This window comes from Pseudomonas sp. JZ134, from assembly GCF_051027695.1.
Lineage (GTDB): Bacteria > Pseudomonadota > Gammaproteobacteria > Pseudomonadales > Pseudomonadaceae > Chryseomonas > Chryseomonas luteola.
The window spans coordinates 1,522,476-1,541,385 of record NZ_CP069250.1 but is presented as its reverse complement, the minus strand read 5'-3'; the positions used below and the strand labels follow the sequence as shown (position 1 = coordinate 1,541,385).

General features: G+C 54.3%; 15 protein-coding genes and 1 tRNA gene. 2 read left to right on the top strand and 14 right to left on the bottom strand.

All coding sequences use genetic code 11. The features are described from left to right. Positions 1-8: 8 nt before the first annotated feature. Together JQR86_RS07140 and JQR86_RS07135 are read right to left on the bottom strand one after the other, a co-directional pair. Positions 9-1,349, bottom strand: coding sequence for a chromosome partitioning protein ParA (locus tag JQR86_RS07140; RefSeq protein WP_434154603.1), 1,341 nt, complete (start codon positions 1,347-1,349; stop codon positions 9-11). 221 nt (positions 1,350-1,570) lie between these two features. Then, entirely contained in the window at positions 1,571-3,604 is a 2,034-nt protein-coding gene (locus tag JQR86_RS07135) for an NADPH-dependent 2,4-dienoyl-CoA reductase (protein ID WP_434154602.1), read from the bottom strand. Between the two features lie 217 nt (positions 3,605-3,821). Here JQR86_RS07135 and JQR86_RS07130 point away from each other — a divergent pair, with 217 nt between their 5' ends. Continuing rightward, a complete protein-coding gene (locus tag JQR86_RS07130; RefSeq protein WP_404624775.1) occupies positions 3,822-4,817 on the top strand; it encodes a carbon-nitrogen hydrolase family protein in 996 nt (331 codons plus the stop codon). Continuing rightward, positions 4,814-5,851, top strand: a complete 1,038-nt coding sequence (locus JQR86_RS07125) for an AraC family transcriptional regulator (RefSeq protein WP_404624776.1) — start codon at positions 4,814-4,816, stop codon at positions 5,849-5,851. The genes JQR86_RS07130 and JQR86_RS07125 overlap by 4 nt, the downstream gene beginning before the upstream one ends. Before the next feature lie 140 nt (positions 5,852-5,991). On the opposite strand, the gene JQR86_RS07120 is transcribed toward JQR86_RS07125, so the two are convergent. From JQR86_RS07120 to JQR86_RS07065, 12 genes are all read right to left on the bottom strand, one after another. Beyond that, positions 5,992-6,068, bottom strand: a tRNA-Asp gene (locus tag JQR86_RS07120). 100 nt (positions 6,069-6,168) lie between these two features. Then, positions 6,169-6,921 (bottom strand): SDR family oxidoreductase, encoded by a 753-nt coding sequence (locus tag JQR86_RS07115; RefSeq protein ID WP_010794933.1) that lies wholly within the window; start codon positions 6,919-6,921, stop codon positions 6,169-6,171. A gap of 14 nt (positions 6,922-6,935) precedes the next feature. Then, entirely contained in the window at positions 6,936-8,147 is a 1,212-nt protein-coding gene (locus tag JQR86_RS07110) for an O-succinylhomoserine sulfhydrylase (RefSeq protein WP_019365767.1), read from the bottom strand. 11 nt (positions 8,148-8,158) lie between these two features. Next, on the bottom strand, positions 8,159-9,664 hold the full coding sequence (gene purF, locus JQR86_RS07105) for an amidophosphoribosyltransferase (RefSeq protein WP_010794935.1): 1,506 nt from the start codon (positions 9,662-9,664) through the stop codon (positions 8,159-8,161). Between the two features lie 53 nt (positions 9,665-9,717). Next, entirely contained in the window at positions 9,718-10,257 is a 540-nt protein-coding gene (locus tag JQR86_RS07100; RefSeq protein ID WP_434154599.1) for a CvpA family protein, read from the bottom strand. Between the two features lie 55 nt (positions 10,258-10,312). Then, positions 10,313-10,975 carry an SPOR domain-containing protein gene (locus JQR86_RS07095; protein WP_125888281.1) on the bottom strand — a complete coding sequence of 221 codons (663 nt, stop codon included), beginning with the start codon at positions 10,973-10,975 and terminating at the stop codon, positions 10,313-10,315. Between the two features lie 3 nt (positions 10,976-10,978). Next, the gene (gene folC, locus JQR86_RS07090) at positions 10,979-12,265 is read right to left on the bottom strand and encodes a bifunctional tetrahydrofolate synthase/dihydrofolate synthase (protein WP_434154597.1); all 1,287 of its coding nucleotides are present in this window, start codon (positions 12,263-12,265) and stop codon (positions 10,979-10,981) included. Then, complete coding sequence (gene accD / locus JQR86_RS07085) at positions 12,265-13,134, bottom strand: acetyl-CoA carboxylase, carboxyltransferase subunit beta (protein ID WP_010794939.1); 870 nt, start codon at positions 13,132-13,134, stop codon at positions 12,265-12,267. The genes folC and accD overlap by 1 nt, the downstream gene beginning before the upstream one ends. 276 nt (positions 13,135-13,410) lie before the next feature. Next, positions 13,411-14,031 carry a phosphoribosylanthranilate isomerase gene (locus tag JQR86_RS07080; RefSeq protein WP_434154595.1) on the bottom strand — a complete coding sequence of 207 codons (621 nt, stop codon included), beginning with the start codon at positions 14,029-14,031 and terminating at the stop codon, positions 13,411-13,413. A 55-nt stretch (positions 14,032-14,086) separates the two neighbouring features. Next, the gene (truA, locus tag JQR86_RS07075) at positions 14,087-14,944 is read right to left on the bottom strand and encodes a tRNA pseudouridine(38-40) synthase TruA (RefSeq protein WP_434154594.1); all 858 of its coding nucleotides are present in this window, start codon (positions 14,942-14,944) and stop codon (positions 14,087-14,089) included. A 2-nt stretch (positions 14,945-14,946) separates the two neighbouring features. Further along, positions 14,947-17,739, bottom strand: a complete 2,793-nt coding sequence (locus JQR86_RS07070) for a FimV/HubP family polar landmark protein (protein ID WP_434154593.1) — start codon at positions 17,737-17,739, stop codon at positions 14,947-14,949. A 132-nt stretch (positions 17,740-17,871) separates the two neighbouring features. Next, a complete protein-coding gene (locus tag JQR86_RS07065; protein ID WP_434154592.1) occupies positions 17,872-18,882 on the bottom strand; it encodes an aspartate-semialdehyde dehydrogenase in 1,011 nt (336 codons plus the stop codon). Positions 18,883-18,910 lie beyond the last annotated feature (28 nt).

The following is an 18,910-nucleotide window of genomic DNA, read 5'->3' as shown; positions in this document are numbered from 1 at the left end:
GTCCAATGCTAACCTGCCTGGTTTTTCAGAAACGCCGCTGTTTGATGTTGAAGACAGCAGTCAGACTCGCCTCGAATGAACTGGTGAGGTGAGTCAATACGTTGGAGCGGCTTACTACACGGCGTGCCGCCCGGTAATGCCCTTTGGCAAACAGGATGCTTGTAATGAGAGAGCCATTGCTGGTAATGCGGTTGTGTCACTCGGCAGTGCATAGCTGTGTAAGCCAATGGGCTTTCAACAAACCGCATGACATCCATGCGTGACAGTGTCATGTGCCCTGCACCAGGCTGGTAAGTCACGAATATGACGCCACTGTCTGCCATTCTTTCAAGCAGCTTGCTGCCACTCCCCGCTTCAAGCCGTGCACATTTCGCCTTGAGCTGCTCGAGCTCTTCTTCCAATTGCGAATCCAGCTCCTCCCGATAAGCCAGCTCAACTTCCCGGATGGCCAATTGTTCCTTGTAGTCGGCTACTGCCGTTTCGATACGGGCCTGCTGCTCGGCCTCGAATTGAATCTTGAACGCCTCGAGCTTGTATTCGCTGTTTTTCTCCAGGGCTCGCAATTGCTGAGTCAGCTCATTTCGAGTCGAACGATACTGACTGGCCTCCTGCTCCAGCTTTTTCATCAGCATACCGTTCATCCGCTCCTGCTCAGCCAAGGCAGTCTGCAGGTGCTCGGCTTCCTGCTTGAGCTGAACCAGCTCCTCTTCATGCTTGCGCGTCAGGGCGAGGATACGCAGCCGCTGCTGGCGCACAAGGTGGTCCATCTTTGCCTGATGCTCTTGTTCGAGATTGGCCAGATCAACATGTACAGTCGACGCAGAGGGCTCTTGAACATACCACTGATGCTCTTCTGCCATATGAAGATGTTCAGGTTTGACTTCGTCAACGACAGCCTCGGTACGGGCCAGCCCAAGCTGATTACGCTTGATGCATTCTCGAAGCTCAATCAGGTCATTTCGACCTGCGACAAGCTCAGGGTCCCACAGGCTGGGCTGATGCCAGGAAATCGGACACTGACTGCGACAGGCAAGCCTGATAGGTCCTGCACCCAGATCCGGGCCACGCCCGGCGCGCTCGGCCATTTCGCGTAGCGGAATGTTCCAACTGGGGTCTGCAGCCCCCGTACGGGTGAAATCCAGATAGAAAAATACACCTGATCGGATGCACAGCTGTAGATCGATCGTCACATAGGCCAGCCGAACTCGCCGCTGGGCGAATTGGGGCAATGCAAAGAAGGCATCCAGCAATGCTTCGAATTCGTGATATAGCATTTCTTTGATGACTGATCCTTCTTCATCAAAGAACAGCACCGCTTCGGCTCGTTGAGCCTTATTCAATGTATTCATGGGGCAGTCCTCGACCCATTGGAAAAGCGCATGACTCATAGGCGCCTTGGCACCGGACGTACAACCGGACAGCACAACACTTTTATTTAAGGCACATCGGCCCTAAACCCATTGCTACAGTCTAGGGCCTTTCAGTTAAAAGACTAGGTGGCTTATGTGAACGACTCAGCACCTATGCACATTATTGTTTGGCAAGCTGTTTCAGTGCATGCAGTCAGGTTTCATAACATCGCTGCCAGGCGGGCACCCTGATTGATGGCCCGCTTGGCATCAAGCTCTGCAGCCACATCCGCCCCTCCAATAACATGCACACGCTGTCCAGCCGAAGACAGGGCATCCATCAGGTCTCGTTTGGGCTCCTGCCCAGCGCAGACAATGATGGTATCAACGGCCAGAACCCGAACGTCTTCACCAATCCGGATATGCAACCCTTGATCATCAATACGGAGATACTCCACCCCGTTCAGCATTCTTACCTGACGGTGTTTCAAGCTGGTGCGGTGAATCCAACCTGTTGTCTTGCCCAAGCCTTCGCCCATCTTGGTCGCCTTACGCTGCAACAGATAAACCTCTCGAGCAGGGGGTGTAGGCTCAGGCGAAATACCTGTAACTCCCCCTCTGGCCTGTAGGGTCGTGTCGATTCCCCACTCTCGCCAGAAGGCTGTCGGACTCAAGGTATCCAGATGCGCCTGATGAGTGACAAATTCAGCCACATCAAATCCTATTCCTCCCGCACCAATAACCGCTACCCGTGCACCAATGTCCTTATGTCCGTATATGGCGTCCAGATAGTTGATGACAGACGGATGCTCAATACCCGGGATGGATGGCGTACGCGGTACGATTCCTGTCGCTAAAACGATATCGTCATAGCCTCCCTGAATCAGCTCTTCAGCCCGTACCTCGTGCCCCAGCCTTACGGTAACGCCTGTAAGCTCAAGACGTTTACCAAAGTAGCGAAGCGTCTCGTTGAACTCCTCCTTGCCCGGTATACGCCTGGCAACATTGAACTGCCCCCCGATCATTTCGGAGCGCTCAAACAGGGTTACTGAATGGCCCCGCTGTGCTGCTATAGTGGCTGCCGCCAAACCCGCCGGTCCTGCACCAATGACTGCAATACGCTTGGTCTTACTGACAGGGCTGTAGTTGAGCTCAGTTTCATGGCACGCCCTTGGATTGACCAGACAGCTGGTCAGTTTGCCCGCAAAGGTATGATCCAGGCAGGCCTGGTTACAGGCGATGCACGTGTTGATCTCATCTGCCCGTCCTCTAGCAGCCTTCATAACGAACTCAGGATCAGCCAGGAACGGGCGCGCCATGGAGACCATGTCCGCCTGCCCTTCTGCCAGTATGCGCTCTGCCATATCCGGCATATTGATGCGGTTGGTAGCAATCAAGGGGATATTCACTCTACCCTTCAGCTGAGCAGTTACCTGACTGAATGCTCCCCTTGGCACCAGTGTCGCAATCGTGGGAATGCGCGCCTCATGCCAGCCAATGCCGGTATTGATCAGCGTGGCGCCAGCCTGCTCGATCGCCTGGGCCAGTTGCACAATTTCTTCCGGGCTACTGCCGTCCTCTACCAGATCCAGCATGGACAGACGGAAGATCACGATAAACGCCTCACCCACTGCTTCCCGGATCTGCCGTACCACTTCTACAGCCAGGCGGATACGGTTCTCATAGCATCCGCCCCACTCATCTTCACGATGGTTGGTTCGCGCCACGATAAACTGATTGATGAAGTATCCTTCCGACCCCATCACCTCTATACCATCGTAACCCGCGAGCTGAGCCAATCGGGCACACCGGACGTAGTCATTGATCTGCTTGTAGACTTCCTCGGTAGTCAATGCCTTTGGCTTGAAAGGGTTGATAGGTGCCTGAAGAGCCGAAGGGGCAACAAGCTTTGGGGTATAGGCATAACGTCCTGCATGAAGAATCTGCAGGCAGATCTTTCCATCACAGTCATGAACCGCCTGAGTGACTGTTTTGTGGCGGTAAGCCTCTTCCTCAGTAGTAAGCTTGGCCGCACCGCTATACACCGCACCCTCCTCGTTGGGCGCAATCCCTCCAGTCACGATCAGACCAACTCCACCGCGGGCACGCTCGGCAAAATAAGCCGCCATGCGCTCAAAGCCATCCGGCCGCTCCTCAAGCCCTGTATGCATGGATCCCATTAGTGTTCGGTTTCGCAGCTGGGTGAAACCCAGGTCTAGCGGCTCAAGCAGGTGAGGGTAATGAATGGCAGTCACGGGAATCTCCAAGGCCAATGGCTAAAAGCCTGTTATGGACGTTATGGGAAAAACATAAGCTGCCTGTCCCGCAGACTCAATCACCGTAAATGACAACTCATTAACCATGGTGCACACCCCCGGCTTGGCTTTTAAAGGCATTTTCCCTACCCTGACGTGGAATTTTCAGCCAGAGTGTTCAAGCCCTTGGGCACGCCTGGTTCAACGCGGAGCTTTAATGCGCAAGTTTGTATTTCTATTCATCATCTGCATCTTCGCTGCAGTCGCAGGCTGGATAGCCCAACGGCCGACCTTTCATTATTTATCGGATTTGCGAAGCGAGCTGGCAATCAATGCAGGCGAAGCCAAGGGCCACGGCAACCTGCTGGCGATTCAGCCGGAGCTGTTTGCACTCGACTACCAGACCCCTGAGCGTCTGCGACTGAAGCTTGAAGGCTACCTCGCCAAAGCCCAGCGCGAGGGATTGCTCAATGACAAGACGATTGTGGTATTCCCCGAGCATATTGGAACAGGGCTTATGCTTACTGGCGAGAAACCTATCGTTTACAACACTGCCCAGCTAAACGAAGCTCGCCAGTGGCTAGCCCTCAGCAACCCCGTCAAGTTCACCCGTGCCTGGCTTGCATCAAAAAGCGATCAGCGATTCGATGAAGCCCTGCTGAGAATGAAAGCCTGGGATATGGCAGGAAATTATCAGATCCTGTTTGGCGGGCTGGCTCGCCAGTTTTCGGTTACTGTTGTGGCGGGCTCGATCGTTCTACCCTCTCCACGCATGAAGGAAGGCCTGTTACGGGTTGGCACAGGCAAGCTCTACAACACCTGCGTAGTGTTTGATCCAACGGGCCATCCACTGGCAAAACCGTATCGCAGCCCCTGGCTATCCGGCAAAGAACATCCTGGCATCACGCCACAAGTCATCGAAACTGCTGCCGGTAAGCTAGGCGTCATCCTAGGCAGCGACTCAATTGACATGCAGGCGAACGTAAAGACGGACCTTTTGGTCATACCCGCCCTGAGCGAGCGCAGCACGCTGGACATGCGCCAAGCACTTCAGGCTACCGGGGCGCATGCTGGCGTTCAGGTGTTTGCCAGCGGTCAAGCATGGGGGCTTCGCTCAACGCCTCAGAGCAAGCTTATGCTCAAGGAGCAACCGATTCTCACGCCACTCGATACCCCACAGGGCGGCGCCAAGTTGCTAAACCTCTGGCTATGAATCGAAAGCGCCTGCGCCTGGGTGATTTATCAGTAGGATTTGTCTACGCCCTGGCCAACGCGGTACGTGTCAGAGGTCACGATCCAGCGACGCTGTTGCTCCGCTTCGGCATTGATGACTCGACGTTTGCAACACCAAATGCACGCCTGTCCATTCCCCGATACATGCGGCTGGGACATGCTGCCATTCAACTTACCCAGGAGCCTGCTCTAGGACTGGATATCGGCCAGCAGAGCCTGCCTGTCCATCTGGGCCTTGCCGGCATAGCCAGCCTGCATGCACCAACACTGGGAGACGCCGCTCGTACGCTGCTGGATTATGAATTGTTGTACGGCAGCAATTACCGTGGACAGTCTCGCTTCACGCGCCAAGACAGCCATGCCTGGATGCACTTCTACTCCATCAGTCCTTACAACGATTACAACCGATTCGTGGTAGACCAAGTACTGTCTGGATGGATCGCAATGCTAGGCAACATCACAGGTAATCCTGTAAGGCCAACCAGGGTCCTGATCGAATATCCCCGCCCCTCCTGCACGGCATCTTACGACGAACGCTTTGGCTGCATGGTGGAGTTCGGTGCAGAAACCAATGCAATCATGCTTGATGCCAGGACGTTGGCCTTTCCAGGTCTTAGTTATTTTCCAGGCACCTGGAAAGCGCTTCTGGATATCTGCAGAACTGAGCTGCAGCAGATTACACGGCAACACAGTCTAACCGAGCGTATCGTATCTATACTCGGCCCTCTGCTAAAAAACGGAGAGCCTTCGCTTGAAGAAATTGCAAAGCGTCTACAGATGCCTGCCTGGACTCTGCGACGAAAGCTGGCAGATGAGGGAACACGTTATCTGGATATTTTGAACGATACGCGTCGAGAGCTTGCTATAAGCTATATTCGCGATACAGATTTAAGCTTTGGAGAAGTGGCGTACGTGCTTGGCTTTGCCTCTGCCGCTGCGTTTCAGCGAGCGTTCAAGCGTTGGACACTCCTGACTCCAGGAGATTTCCGCAAAGCTATTCGCAAGGAAGGTTAAGCGTTTATGTTTGCAGTAGTGCTTGCTCACTAAACCTGACAGTTAACGAAGCAAGCTTTTGAGATAATCATCCAAGTGGCATGTCATGCTTCGAGTTGCTCGGAGATGGCACAAGGATGTTAATGAGAGCAAAGATAAAATGGCGCAGCGGACGGGACTCGAACCCGCGACCCCCGGCGTGACAGGCCGGTATTCTAACCGACTGAACTACCGCTGCGCGTCGGTCGGGCTAACGCCCGTAAGAATCAAGAGGTCACCCTCTTGGATGGCGCGCATTTTGCGCATACCTCTTTGATCCGTCAAGATTTATTTATCATTTAATCCAAATAAATCATTTTCTTGGTCATTCCACCGTCAACGGTAAATTCCTGACCGGTAACAAATTCAGCTTCCTCTGATGCAAGCCAGGCTACCAGCGCTGCCACATCTTCTACGGTGCCTACCCTTCCTACCGGATGCTGCTCATGATCCAGCTCCGTCAACGGCTCAGCCTGTTGCTGAGAAAGATCCCGGGAATCAATCCAGCCAGGGCTGACAGCGTTCACACGAATATCTGGTCCAAGGCTCATGGCCAGCGCATGGGTAAGTGCAACAAGACCTCCTTTGCTGGCAGCATAGGCTTCGGTGGATATTTCTGACTGCTGCGCGCGCGTCGATGCCACATTGACGATGGAACCACGATTGGCACGAAGATAGGGAGCGGCATACTTGGCTGTCAGCATAGCGCCCGTCAGATTAACCGATAGCACCTGATTCCAGCGTGCCAATGTCAGTGTTTCCAACGGCTCGTTATGGGGGTCGGAGAGGCCAGCATTATTCACCAGAAGGTCAAATCGGCCAAACTGACCCACCACCTCGGCAATGACGGCCTCCACCTGACTTTCGTTCGCCACGTCCATTTCCATGAACCAGGCACGATTGCCAAGCGCTTCCACCACACGCGTCCCACGGCTACGGTCGATATCAGCCAGAACCACCTGCCATCCTTCGGTAATGAGCCAAGCCGAGACACCCAGCCCAATACCACGCGCCGCCCCTGTAACCAGCGCTACCTTGCTACCGGTCAACATTTGATATGCCTCATTCACAACGCTGCTATACCTCGAGCCAAATCGGTCTTGATGTCCTCAATGTCTTCCAGCCCAACGGCAATGCGAATCAAGCTGTCGCTGATGCCCGCATTGGCCCGCTCAGCTGGCGATAAACGACCATGAGACGTGGTAGCAGGATGAGCAATGGTCGTTTTGGTGTCGCCCAAATTAGTGGTTATGGAGATCATGCGCGTAGCATCAATGACACGCCATGCGGCCTCTTTGCCACCTGCTACCTCGAAGCTGACCACGGCACCAAAGCCGCTTTGCTGGCGCTTGGCGAGCTCATGCTGTGGATGACTTTCCAAGCCAGCGTAAAACACTCGCTCAACACCGGGCTGCGCTTCCAACCAGCGCGCCAGCTGCAGTGCTGACTGACTGTGCGCCTGCATGCGAATCTTCAGCGTTTCAAGTCCCTTGAGGAACAGCCATGCATTGAAAGGACTCAGCGTGGGGCCTGCTGTACGCAAAAAGCCCACCAGCTCCTTCATGTGCTCGGCACGTCCGGCGACCACACCACCCATGCTACGACCCTGTCCGTCGATATACTTGGTTGCTGAATGCACCACGATATCAGCGCCCAACGCCAACGGCTGCTGCAGTACGGGCGTACAGAAACAGTTATCGACCGCCAAAAGCGCACCCTGGGCATGGGCTACTTCAGCGAGCGCTGCGATGTCGACCAACTCGGCAAGCGGGTTAGAAGGTGACTCGACAAAGAAAAGCCTGGTGTTCGGCTTGCAGGCACCACGCCATGCCTCGATATCTGATAACGGCGGATAATCCACCTCAACACCAAAACGCTTGAGGTACTTCTCGAACAGGCTAATGGTGGAGCCAAACACGCTGCGCGAGACCAGCACGTGATCACCTGCACTGCACAGACTCATCACCAACGCCAGAATGGCCGACATACCGGAAGCGGTAGCCACTGCCTGCTCTGCCCCTTCAAGCGCTGCAATTCGCGTTTCAAAGGTCCGTACCGTAGGGTTGGTGTAACGCGAGTAAACGTTACCCGGTACTTCGCCAGCGAAACGTTTGGCCGCATCGGCTGCACTTCGAAAGACATAACTCGATGTCAAAAACAGCGCCTCACCATGCTCACCCTCAGGCGAGCGGTTATAGCCTGCGCGAACGGCAAGGGTATCGAAACCTACACCGTCCAGGTCGCTATCAAGCCGCCCGGCGTCCCAGTCATGACTCATGCAAAAGCTCCTCAGTCGTTGTACAGGTCGATGATGGCATGCACCGCATGTGACGTGGTTTTAGCGGCATCATTACGGGCCTGCTCGATATTGAGCAGGTATGCCTCATCGACATCGCCTGTAATGTACTGACCATCAAACACTGCGCAGTCGAAGTTTTCGATACTTGGATTGCCACCACGAACGGCATCGACCAGATCATTGAGATCCTGATAGATGAGCCAATCCGTACCGATCAGGCGCGCAACGTCTTCTGTAGAGCGACCGTGTGCGATCAGCTCATGGACGCTGGGCATATCGATACCATAGACATTGGGATACCGCACCGCAGGCGCCGCTGAACAGAAATATACATTCTTTGCGCCAGCTTCACGGGCCATCTGAATAATCTGCTTGCAAGTAGTACCCCGAACGATGGAGTCATCAACCAGCATGACATTCTTGCCTCGAAACTCCAGCTCAATGGCGTTCAGCTTCTGGCGAACCGACTTCTTGCGCGCGGCCTGCCCCGGCATGATAAACGTGCGGCCGATATAGCGATTCTTGACGAAGCCTTCACGAAATTTGACGCCCAGGTGATTCGCCAGCTCCAGTGCTGCAGTGCGGCTTGTATCCGGAATGGGAATAACTACATCGATATCATGATCAGGGCGTTCCCGCTGAATCTTCTCAGCCAGTTTTTCACCCATGCGCAACCGCGCCTTGTACACAGAAATACCATCGATGATGGAGTCCGGACGAGCCAGGTAAACATGCTCGAAAATGCACGGCGCATATTTGGGATTTGCCGCGCACTGGCGCGTGAACAAGCGACCGTCTTCAGTAATGTAAACCGCCTCGCCAGGGGCCAGGTCACGAATGAGGGTGAACCCCAGTACATTCAGCGATACGCTTTCCGAGGCGATCATGTACTCGACGCCTTTTTCGGTATGACGCTGCCCAAACACGATTGGCCGAATGGCATGGGGATCCCGGAAACCTACCATGCCATACCCGGTTATCATGGCGATAACGGCATACCCTCCCCGGCACCGCTCATGTACGCCAGAGACGGCAGCAAACACATCATCTTCAGTGGGTTGCAGCTTGTTACGCACTGCCAGCTCATGTGCAAAAACATTGAGCAGCACTTCCGAGTCGGAATTGGTGTTTACGTGACGCAAATCCGACTCATAGATCTCTTGAGAGAGCTGAGCCACATTGGTCAGGTTACCATTATGCGCCAGTGTAATACCGTAGGGTGAATTGACGTAAAACGGCTGGGCCTCAGCAGAGGATGAACTGCCGGCAGTGGGATAACGGACGTGGCCGATACCGATATTGCCAACTAGACGCTGCATATGTCGCTGTTGAAACACATCCCGAACCAGCCCGTTGTCCTTACGCAGATAGAGCTTTCCGTCCAGGCTGGTCACTATGCCAGCTGCATCCTGACCACGATGTTGTAGGACGGTGAGCGCGTCATACAACGCCTGGTTGACGTTTGATTTGCCCACAATGCCAACGATGCCACACATGTGACGGAACCCCACTGTTAAGACTAGTTCGATTGGATGCGTGAACGCATCGTTTACTTGGCAATACCACCCAGCTCATTAAGCGTGTGCGGCACGGCTGCCTGAGTCATCCAGTTCCCTGCAAACCCCAACATGAAGTTCTTGGACCAGTCAGCCACCAAAAGAAAATGGGGAAGCAATACGGATTGCTTCCACCAGGGATCCTGCTGTACTGGAGCCAGGCTCAGCAGCCCTACCAGTACCACGATCAACAAGCCGCCACGTGCAGCCCCGAAAGCCATTCCGAGAAAACGGTCAGTACCTGAAAGCCCGGTGACCCGAATCAGCTCTCCCAACAGGAAATTGACCAGAGCACCGACCATCAACGTAGCAATGAATAGCAGCGCGCATGCAGCAATGATACGCCCTGAAGGAATCTGGATATAGTCGTTGAAGTATTGAGACAGCGCACCGCCGAACAGCCATGCTATAGCACCTGCCACTATCCATGTCAGCAATGAAAGCGCTTCCTTTACAAAGCCACGCTTCAAGCTAATCAAACTGGAAATAGCGATAACGCCAATGATCGCCCAATCCGCCCAGGTGAAGCCCACGATGAGACCCACAACTAAAAAAGGCCCTGCATATTAGCAGAGCCTTTCGATTTGGTTAACCGCGTTCCGGCTGGAAACGCACTACAAAGCCATTTACCTTTTGCTGACGGCTTAACTGGTCACGTAAGCGGTCTGCCTCCCCTCGGTCAACGACAGGACCTACAAACACACGATTCATCCCATCCACACTGCGTACATACGCATTGTAACCCTGACTGCGCAGCGTGTTTTGCAGCTCATTTGCACGAGCCTTGTTAGACAGGCTGGCTAATTGCACGGACCAGCTTACAGGCAGATCGTTGTTGTCCAGCCGCTTCTCCGGCTGAGCGGCGGGCGCTGGCTGCGTAGACGGAGGCGCCGCTGGTGCAGCCTTGGCCTGGGGTGCCTGCGCTACAGCAGGTGCGCTGGCCTGAGAGGCAGGAGCAGTGGGTTGTGAAGATTGAGCAACTGGCGCATCAGCATTGGAAATCTCCGGCACGGATGCAATTGGCGCACTGGGTAACGAAGCTGCATTTTCAGGCTTGTCCGGTATCACCTCTGGCGTCTCTACCGGCTTTACAGCTACTTCAGGCATTGCAGGGGCCTGGGGTCGAGGTGCCGGCTCTACAACCACCTGGCGGGTCTCATCCTGACGAGTAAAAAGCATTGGTATGAATACAATGGCCAGGGCAACCAGCACCAAGGCACCAACGATACGCTGCTTGAGCACTCGATCCATTTTTTATTCCCCTTGTGCTTGGCTATGCAACCAGCCTAGCGCCTCTGCCACGCTGTAGAAAGAACCAAATACGATGATTTCATCGTCTTCCGTAGCCATTTCAGCCGCTGCACTTAATGCATTTCTTATAGTGTCGTGACAATGCACGGCCTGCCCCTGATTGCGCAACGCAGCATGTAGCTCTTGCGCAGAACGGCTCCGAGGCGTTGGCAGCTCAGCCACAAACCATTCGCCGATCACTGCAAGCAGTGGTGTAATAACGCCGCGCAAATCCTTGTCAGAAAGCAGGCCAAACACAGCCAGGCGACGCCCGCTGGGTTTGCGTACAGATAATCGCCGAGCCAAATACTCTGCTGCGTGGGGGTTATGCCCCACATCCAGAAGCAAGTGAATTTGCTTGTTATCGATACTTACCTGACGGCGATCCAGCCGCCCTACTACGGCTGTGTCCACAAGAGCCTGGACTATCTTTTCAGGCACCCACTCGATATCTAGCAACACATACGCCTGCAAAGCCAGCGCAGCGTTTTCCATAGGAAGATCAAGGAAAGGGATGCCGGGCAACGTCAACACCTCGCCATCAGCGGCTACGCCCTTCCAAAACCAACTATGGGACTCCATAAGAAGATCAAAGTCTTTACCCCGGCAAAACAGCGGAGCATTCAGACGCTCCGCCTGCTCCAGCAGTGGAACAGGCGGATCAAGGTCGCCACAGAGGGCAGGTTTTCCCGAACGAAAAATACCCGCCTTTTCAAACGCAACGCTTTCTCGCGTATTACCGAGCCATTCGGCGTGATCCAACCCAATGCTGGTGACAAGTGCCAAGTCAGCGTCGACCAGATTAACTGCGTCCAGGCGACCGCCAAGCCCAACCTCGAGAATGACCGCATCGAGCTCCGCACGCGCGAACAGCCAGAAGGCAGCAAGCGTGCCCATTTCAAAATACGTTAGCGAGGTGTCTTGACGTGCCGCCTCAACGGCAGCAAATGCCTCACATAACGTCTGATCGTCTACGTCCTGCCCATCAATGGAGACACGCTCGTTATAGCGCAACAGATGCGGCGAACTGTAAACCCCGACACGCAACCCCGAGGCACGTAACAGTCGAGCCAGGAACGCACATGTCGATCCCTTGCCGTTTGTTCCTGTAACCGTAACGACTCGAGGCGCCAGACGCCCCAGCGCAAGTGCCTGAGCCACCTTGCGCGAGCGGTCCAACCCCATGTCAATGGCAGTGGGATGCAGTTGTTCGAGGTAACTCAGCCAATCGGCCAGGGACTTGTTGTTCATCAGGCCGCCGGGCTAGGAACGTTCTGCAGGGTAGCCAGCAACTTGGAGAGACGACTACGCAGCTCAGCGCGCGGCACAATGATATCCACCGCACCATGCTCAAGCAGGAACTCACTGCGCTGGAAACCTTCAGGAAGCTTTTCACGCACAGTCTGTTCAATGACGCGAGGGCCTGCAAATCCGATAAGTGCCTTGGGCTCAGCAACAATCACATCACCCAACATGGCAAGACTTGCCGAAACACCGCCATATACAGGGTCTGTCAAGACGGAGATAAAAGGAATCCCTTCTTCACGCAAGCGCGCCAATACTGCAGATGTCTTGGCCATCTGCATCAGCGATATCAGCGCTTCCTGCATACGAGCCCCACCCGACGCCGAAAAACAGACCAGCGGACAACGCTGTTCCAGAGCCACATTGGCGGCGCGTACAAAGCGCTCACCCACGACCGCGCCCATGGAACCGCCCATGAACGAAAACTCAAATGCGCAGGCCGCCACCGGCATACCCATCAGCGAGCCCTTCATGGCAATCAGGGCATCTTTTTCACCAGTCTCCTTTTGAGCGGCCGTCAGACGATCCTTATATTTCTTACTGTCGCGAAATTTCAGGCGATCAACAGGCTCCAGCTCAGCGCCAAGCTCCTCGCGCCCGTCCGCATCCAAAAAGATGTCCAGACGACGACGAGCATTGATGCGCATGTGATGACCACACTTCATGCAGACATCCAGATTCTTTTCCAGCTCCGGGCGGTAAAGCACCGACTCGCAAGAAGGACACTTGTGCCAAAGCCCTTCAGGTACAGAACTGCGTTTCACTTCGGAACGCATGATCGAAGGAATCAGTTTATCTACCAGCCAATTGCTCATGCATTACTCTCCACTTGCATGGGCTCGCATGTATCAAGTCCTGAGCTCGACACACAATCCCTGAGCGAATTATGAATTGATGGTGAACGGAGATTGAACAGCATGTCCAACTCAACGCCACCAGGCTCCACCCTAACGGGCTAGCCCAACCTAAACTCTGCTAGTAATTATCAAGCAGAAAAATCATTGATGACCCGAAACGGTTCGGGCCCGACTTAGCCTGTTGACGGTCTTAATTCAATTGCCGTCACATGGCCTCAGTTGATCCTTTTAATCCTAACCACGCCGTACGGCATCAACGAATGCACGAACCTTTTCGTGATCCTTTATACCCTTGGTTGACTCTACCCCGCCGCTGACATCAACAGCGTAAGGACGCACTCTGGCAATAGCATCGGCTACATTTTCAATCCCAAGCCCACCTGCCAGCACGATAGGCTTGGATAATCCCTGCGGTATTTGCGCCCAGTCAAATGCCTGCCCTGTTCCACCGGGAACACCTTGAACATAGGTATCTAGCAAGATGGCATTTGCACTGGCGTATTCCTGACAACGAGCAGCAATGTCTTCACCCGGCTTCATACGCAGCGCTTTCATGTAGGGCCGACGATACCGCGCACAATCGGCTGCCGTCTCCTCACCATGAAACTGCAACAGATCAAGCGGCAAGGCATCCAGTGTTTCGTCAATCTCACAGCGGGACGCATCGACGAAAAGCCCTACCGTTGTCACGAATGGAGGCAAAGCAGAAATGATGCACTTGGCCTGGGGGATCGATACGGAACGAGGGCTTTTCCTATAAAAGACGAGCCCGATAGCATCGGCGCCAGCATGAGCGGCGGCCAATGCATCCTCGACGCATGTGATTCCACAGATTTTCACACGGACCGCTGACACGTCTTTTTACCCGGACTGAAAAATCAGACGATGGTATCAGAAGGCGGAGGCTTAGTCAGTTCGCCATATCAGGGAGAGCCGACAGGAAATGCGGCCCCAGGTAGCGCTTAGGCAAATCAAACTCTTCAGGGTATTCGACCCTGACCAGATAAAGCCCATAGGGATGCGCCGTCACGCCTCCCGCTTTACGATCGCAGGCGTCCAGCACTTGGGCAGCCCACTCGACAGGCCGCTCGCCTGCGCCGATCGTCATCAATACGCCTGCTATGTTCCGCACCATATGGTGCAAGAAAGCATTGGCCCTGATATCGAGCACAATAAAGCAGCCGAACACCTGCACATGCAGATGATGAACAGTCTTGATGGGAGATTTGGCCTGGCACTGTTGCGCACGGAACGATGTAAAATCATGCGTCCCAACCAAAAGGGCCGCAGCACTTCGCATTCGCTCAACATCTAGCGGACGGTGATTCCAGGTAACTTGCTCGGCCAGATGAGCAGGTCGAATAGGATCGTTGTAAATCACGTAGCGGTATCGACGCGCGACGGCTGAAAAACGCGCATTAAAATGATGAGGCATGGGCTTGGCCCACGCTACGCTAATATCCTTAGGCAGGTTGGCATTTGCCCCTAGCACCCAGGCATGAAGCGGACGATCAACCGCCGTATCAAAATGCACGACCTGACCGCTGGCATGCACAGCCGCATCGGTACGACCCGCACAGGAAACCGTCACAGGCTGAGCTGCCACCCGGCTCAATGCTTTCTCAAGGGCTTCCTGCACGGATATCACGCCAGCCTGCTGCCTTTGCCAGCCGCGGTAGCGAGCCCCCATGTACTCTACACCAAGGGCTATTCTTGAAACGCCAGCGGCAGCCTCCTCGGCTGCCGCTGTGTTAACACTTTCAGTCATATTCAACTCAATTGGGCCAACATCTCGCGAGCCTCATTACGCTGGGCATCACTACCTTCGGCCAGAATCTCATCAAGGATATCTCTAGCCCCATCCGCGTCGCCCATATCGATATAGGCTCGGGCCAGATCAAGCTTGGTTGCCGTCTCATCTTCACCCGAAAGGAAATCGAAATCGTCATCAAGACCTGAACCACTCTCTGCAGAAAAACTGCCGAAGTCAGTACTGGCTTCGTCTTTGCGCTCCTCAGCTACAGTCTCATTCCTCAGATCAGGACTGCTCTGCTCCAGATCAGCATTGGCGCGCTGAAGCTCAGCTTCGAAGCTGTGTGCTTGTGGGTCAGCCGCTTCAGGCGTTTCACGCTCAGCAATAGGCTCTGGCTCTGCTCCTGGCTCGTCAATGGAAAGATCGAAGTCATCCGACAGATAATTCACGTCCGAAGGCTTCGTTTCATTATCTGGCAGATCGAGGCTGAAGTCATCCTCAGGAGCGTGAACCGCAGGCTCGCTAAAGGCCACCGGCTCAGCGTTGCGATCCGACTCGTCCAGATCCAGAGAGAACTCGTCATTTAACGCCGTATGCTCGGGTGCTACCGGACGCTCCGAATCACTCGACAGATCGAAGTCAAAGTCAAAATCGTCATCCTTGGCAGTCTGAGCAGTGGTTTCTTCTGCGGTAAAGTCGAATGTATTCGTATCTTCGCGCACCACCGTTGGCTCTTCAGTGTCATCCAGCTTGAAGTCATCGAAATTCAGATCGAAATCGTCATCGAGCTTCTCAGTAGTCTCGGGCTCATCAAGGCGATGCTCCTCGGACTCACTGACCTCGTGCGCAGCAGCCAGCGCTGCCGCACCCAAGACTGTTGCAGCCGCCGCGGCAGCCATGGCAGGGTAACGGGACTTGAGCTGCTCGACTTCCGGCTGGGATCCACCAATTTCACGCAACTCATTTTCCTGGCGAATGAAGCCCTCACGGTCGCCCATCTCGGCATACACTTCCATGAGTTTCAAACGCAAGTCAGCGCGATGCGGCTCCTCATCACTGGCTTTCTGCAGAACATCAGCAGCCTGATTGAAGCGCCCATAGGCCATATAGATATCAGCCTGACCTAGCGCGTCAGACGGCTGCTTGGCATCGGTGTTCTGATTATCCAGATTGCTTTCGGACAGGTCACTTATATCCAAGCCGTCCAGACTGCTTTCATGAATATCGGGATCGACACGATAGGCACCAATGGACTGCTCCTCTTCCAAGGCGGCCTCACGCTCGGCTTCACGCATGGCGTTGCGGCGAGAGATGACCATCAGAAGAACCAGCAGCGCCAACAGCGCACTGCCACCAATTACACCCAACCAGAGGGTGTTCCCAAATATCTGATCAAGGAAACTGGCGGGCTCTTCGGCAACAGGTTCAACAGGCTGAGCCGGAGCTGCAGTGGCGGGCATGGCAGGCGTAGTAGCCGAAGGCGCCGCGGGTGTTTCGGCCGGCACTTCTGGAGCACTGGCCGAATCGGGTGCAGTATCCTCTGGCGTAGCGGGAGGCGCTGCTTCAGCCTGTTCAGGCGCGCTTTGATCAGCCGTAGGTTGAGCAGGCTCACCCTCTGGCGTTGTGGCCGGCGGAGTGATTACCGGAGCCGACGCCTCAGGGGATTCTGGAGCAACACCCTGATTGGCAGCCGAAGCCTGCAGCTGAGCTAGCTGGGCATCCTTGAGTTGCATCAGCTTTTGCAACTTGTCCAGCTGACTTTGCAAATCGCTCATGCGACTCTTGAGTTCTTCGTTTTCGCGACGAGTCGAATCCAGACTTTCTTGCGTCACGGCCAGCTTGTCTGCCAGCGCCTGGTTATTACCGCTATTTCCCTGGTCGCTACCAGAGGCTGATTTGCCTTGCTGACCGGAAAGCAGGCGCAGATTGTCCTGCTGCTCGGCCGCCCCCGGTGCACTCTCCGGGCCTTGCCTGTTGGTAGCATCAAGTTGTCGAGGCGAACCTGGCACGTTGGCGGCATCAGCGGCCTGCAGACCACCACGCCAGGCTCGGTTCTGAGCAGCCACTTCTTCCAATGCTTGGCGCTGGGAACGCACTCTGATCTGCTCATCATTGGGGAGACGAAGAACCTGCCCACTCTTCATCAAATTGATGTTATTGCTCAAAAACGCACTAGGGTTACGATCCTGGATAGCCAGCATCATCTGGTGTACAGAGACGTTGTCGTTGGGACGAGTACGGTCTGCCACTTCCCACAGGGTATCTTTCGGGCTGGTCGTGTACTCACCATTCATGGTGACAGGCACACCCGCTGCACCTGAAGGTACCGGGGTTGCCGCTGGACGCGCAGGTCTTGATGGTGCAGGCGCCGTAACAGGCGCTACGGGTGCTGCCGCCGTTTGAGGCGTGTAAAGCGGTGGGTCCAGTAGAACGGTGTACTCGCGAAGCACGCGACCGCTTGGCCAGCTCACTTCCAGCAGGAAGTTCAAGTAGGGCTCACGTACCGGCTTGGATGACGTAATACGAATAACACTACGCCCGTCCGCTCGGACTTCAGGCGTAAATTTAAGATCGGTCAGAAAATAGTTTCTATCGACGCCGGCTTTACTGAAGTCTTCAGGGGAAGCCAGAACGGGGCGCAATTCTTCTGCTGAAAGGTCGCGAACATCCTTGAGGTCAATGACCGCATTGAATGGCTGATTCAGTGATGAATTCAGATGAATATCACCGAGGCCAAGGCCATACGTCGCTCCTGACGCAAAGGCGGATGCCGCCGCGATTGCTAGCACTAATTTTCGAACCCGAACCATAGCTTTCCCTTATGATTTCTGTCGGCAGCAGATTTGCTTACCTAGGTACCGTTCAAGATGACCGGCCAGTTTGAACGGTACGCCTAGCCAATTATTTACTGATAAGTCTGCCCTAACTTAAATCAGTATCTTTTACAGATAATGTTTTATCAATAATTCAGCCGTTTGCACGGCATTAAGCGCAGCCGCCTTTCGAACATTATCTGAAACGACCCACATTTCAATCAGATGTGGATCTTCTGGATTATGTCTGACGCGCCCAATCAATATTTCATCACGTCCGATCGCATCATCCACGACCGTTGGATATTCTTCTGCATCAAACAATTCCAAGCCTTCATGCTTAGAATAGGCCAAATTCAGATCTTTTATAGCCAAAATATCACGTGTTTTAACGGTTATCGAAAGACTATCGCCAAAGAACACTGGCACTTGAATACAACTGACCGCCAATGTTCCGAGACTGTTGCCCAACACTTCTTTACACTCGCCCATGACTCTATGCTCAATCGCAGTATAGCCATCTGACTGAGGTTCACCGGTCTGTGCTAGCACATTGAATGCCAACTGCTTGCCAAATACCTTTGGTTCCAGTGGACGCGCATTCAGCAGCTCGGTTGTTTGCCGCGCCAACTCTCGAACACCGGCCCTACCCCGACTAGAGGCAGCGAGACAAGCGGTAACAGTTGCCTGCTCAATAGCACTTTGATGGCAAATGGGAGCCAGTGTACTGATGAGTACTGCGGCAGGTGCACTCGGCACTGACAGCAGACAAGGCCTTTGCTGCTGGCCAATGAGTTCGCTGCTAACGTCCGGCATTACACGCGGCGAACGTAAGCTATCCAAAGAGCCAGTCAGGTCAATAACCGAGCATCCCGCCTCGAACGCTTTTTCTGCCAACGTCCCGGCCGATACCGTATCAGCTGCCATAAAGGCCAGTTGAGCCTTGCCAAAATCAAAGTCATCAGCTGCCGTTATGCGCAGGTTTCTGCCGCGAAAGGCAATAGACTGACCAACAGAGTCAGCTGACGCTACCAAATAAAGGTGGACGAGCGGGAAATCACGCTCCTCCAGCAATGTCACGATAGCTTCGCCAACGTTGCCTGTTGCACCAACGACAACGACCGAAAGGGATGTGTTCATGTGCAGGGGCCCAAAATGAAAAAAGGCG

Bases quoted from the DNA above. Each gene is read 5' to 3' on its own strand.
- accD (WP_010794939.1), bottom strand. From the start codon at position 13,134: ATGAGCAATTGGCTGGTAGATAAACTGATTCCTTCGATCATGCGTTCC.
- JQR86_RS07130 (WP_404624775.1), top strand. From the start codon at position 3,822: ATGCGCAAGTTTGTATTTCTATTCATCATCTGCATCTTCGCTGCAGTC.
- purF (WP_010794935.1), bottom strand. From the start codon at position 9,664: ATGTGTGGCATCGTTGGCATTGTGGGCAAATCAAACGTCAACCAGGCG.
- JQR86_RS07070 (WP_434154593.1), bottom strand. From the start codon at position 17,739: ATGGTTCGGGTTCGAAAATTAGTGCTAGCAATCGCGGCGGCATCCGCC.
- JQR86_RS07095 (WP_125888281.1), bottom strand. From the start codon at position 10,975: ATGGATCGAGTGCTCAAGCAGCGTATCGTTGGTGCCTTGGTGCTGGTT.
- JQR86_RS07140 (WP_434154603.1), bottom strand. From the start codon at position 1,349: ATGAATACATTGAATAAGGCTCAACGAGCCGAAGCGGTGCTGTTCTTT.
- JQR86_RS07125 (WP_404624776.1), top strand. From the start codon at position 4,814: ATGAATCGAAAGCGCCTGCGCCTGGGTGATTTATCAGTAGGATTTGTC.
- JQR86_RS07065 (WP_434154592.1), bottom strand. From the start codon at position 18,882: ATGAACACATCCCTTTCGGTCGTTGTCGTTGGTGCAACAGGCAACGTT.
- folC (WP_434154597.1), bottom strand. From the start codon at position 12,265: ATGAACAACAAGTCCCTGGCCGATTGGCTGAGTTACCTCGAACAACTG.
- JQR86_RS07115 (WP_010794933.1), bottom strand. From the start codon at position 6,921: ATGTTGACCGGTAGCAAGGTAGCGCTGGTTACAGGGGCGGCGCGTGGT.
- truA (WP_434154594.1), bottom strand. From the start codon at position 14,944: ATGACTGAAAGTGTTAACACAGCGGCAGCCGAGGAGGCTGCCGCTGGC.
- JQR86_RS07110 (WP_019365767.1), bottom strand. From the start codon at position 8,147: ATGAGTCATGACTGGGACGCCGGGCGGCTTGATAGCGACCTGGACGGT.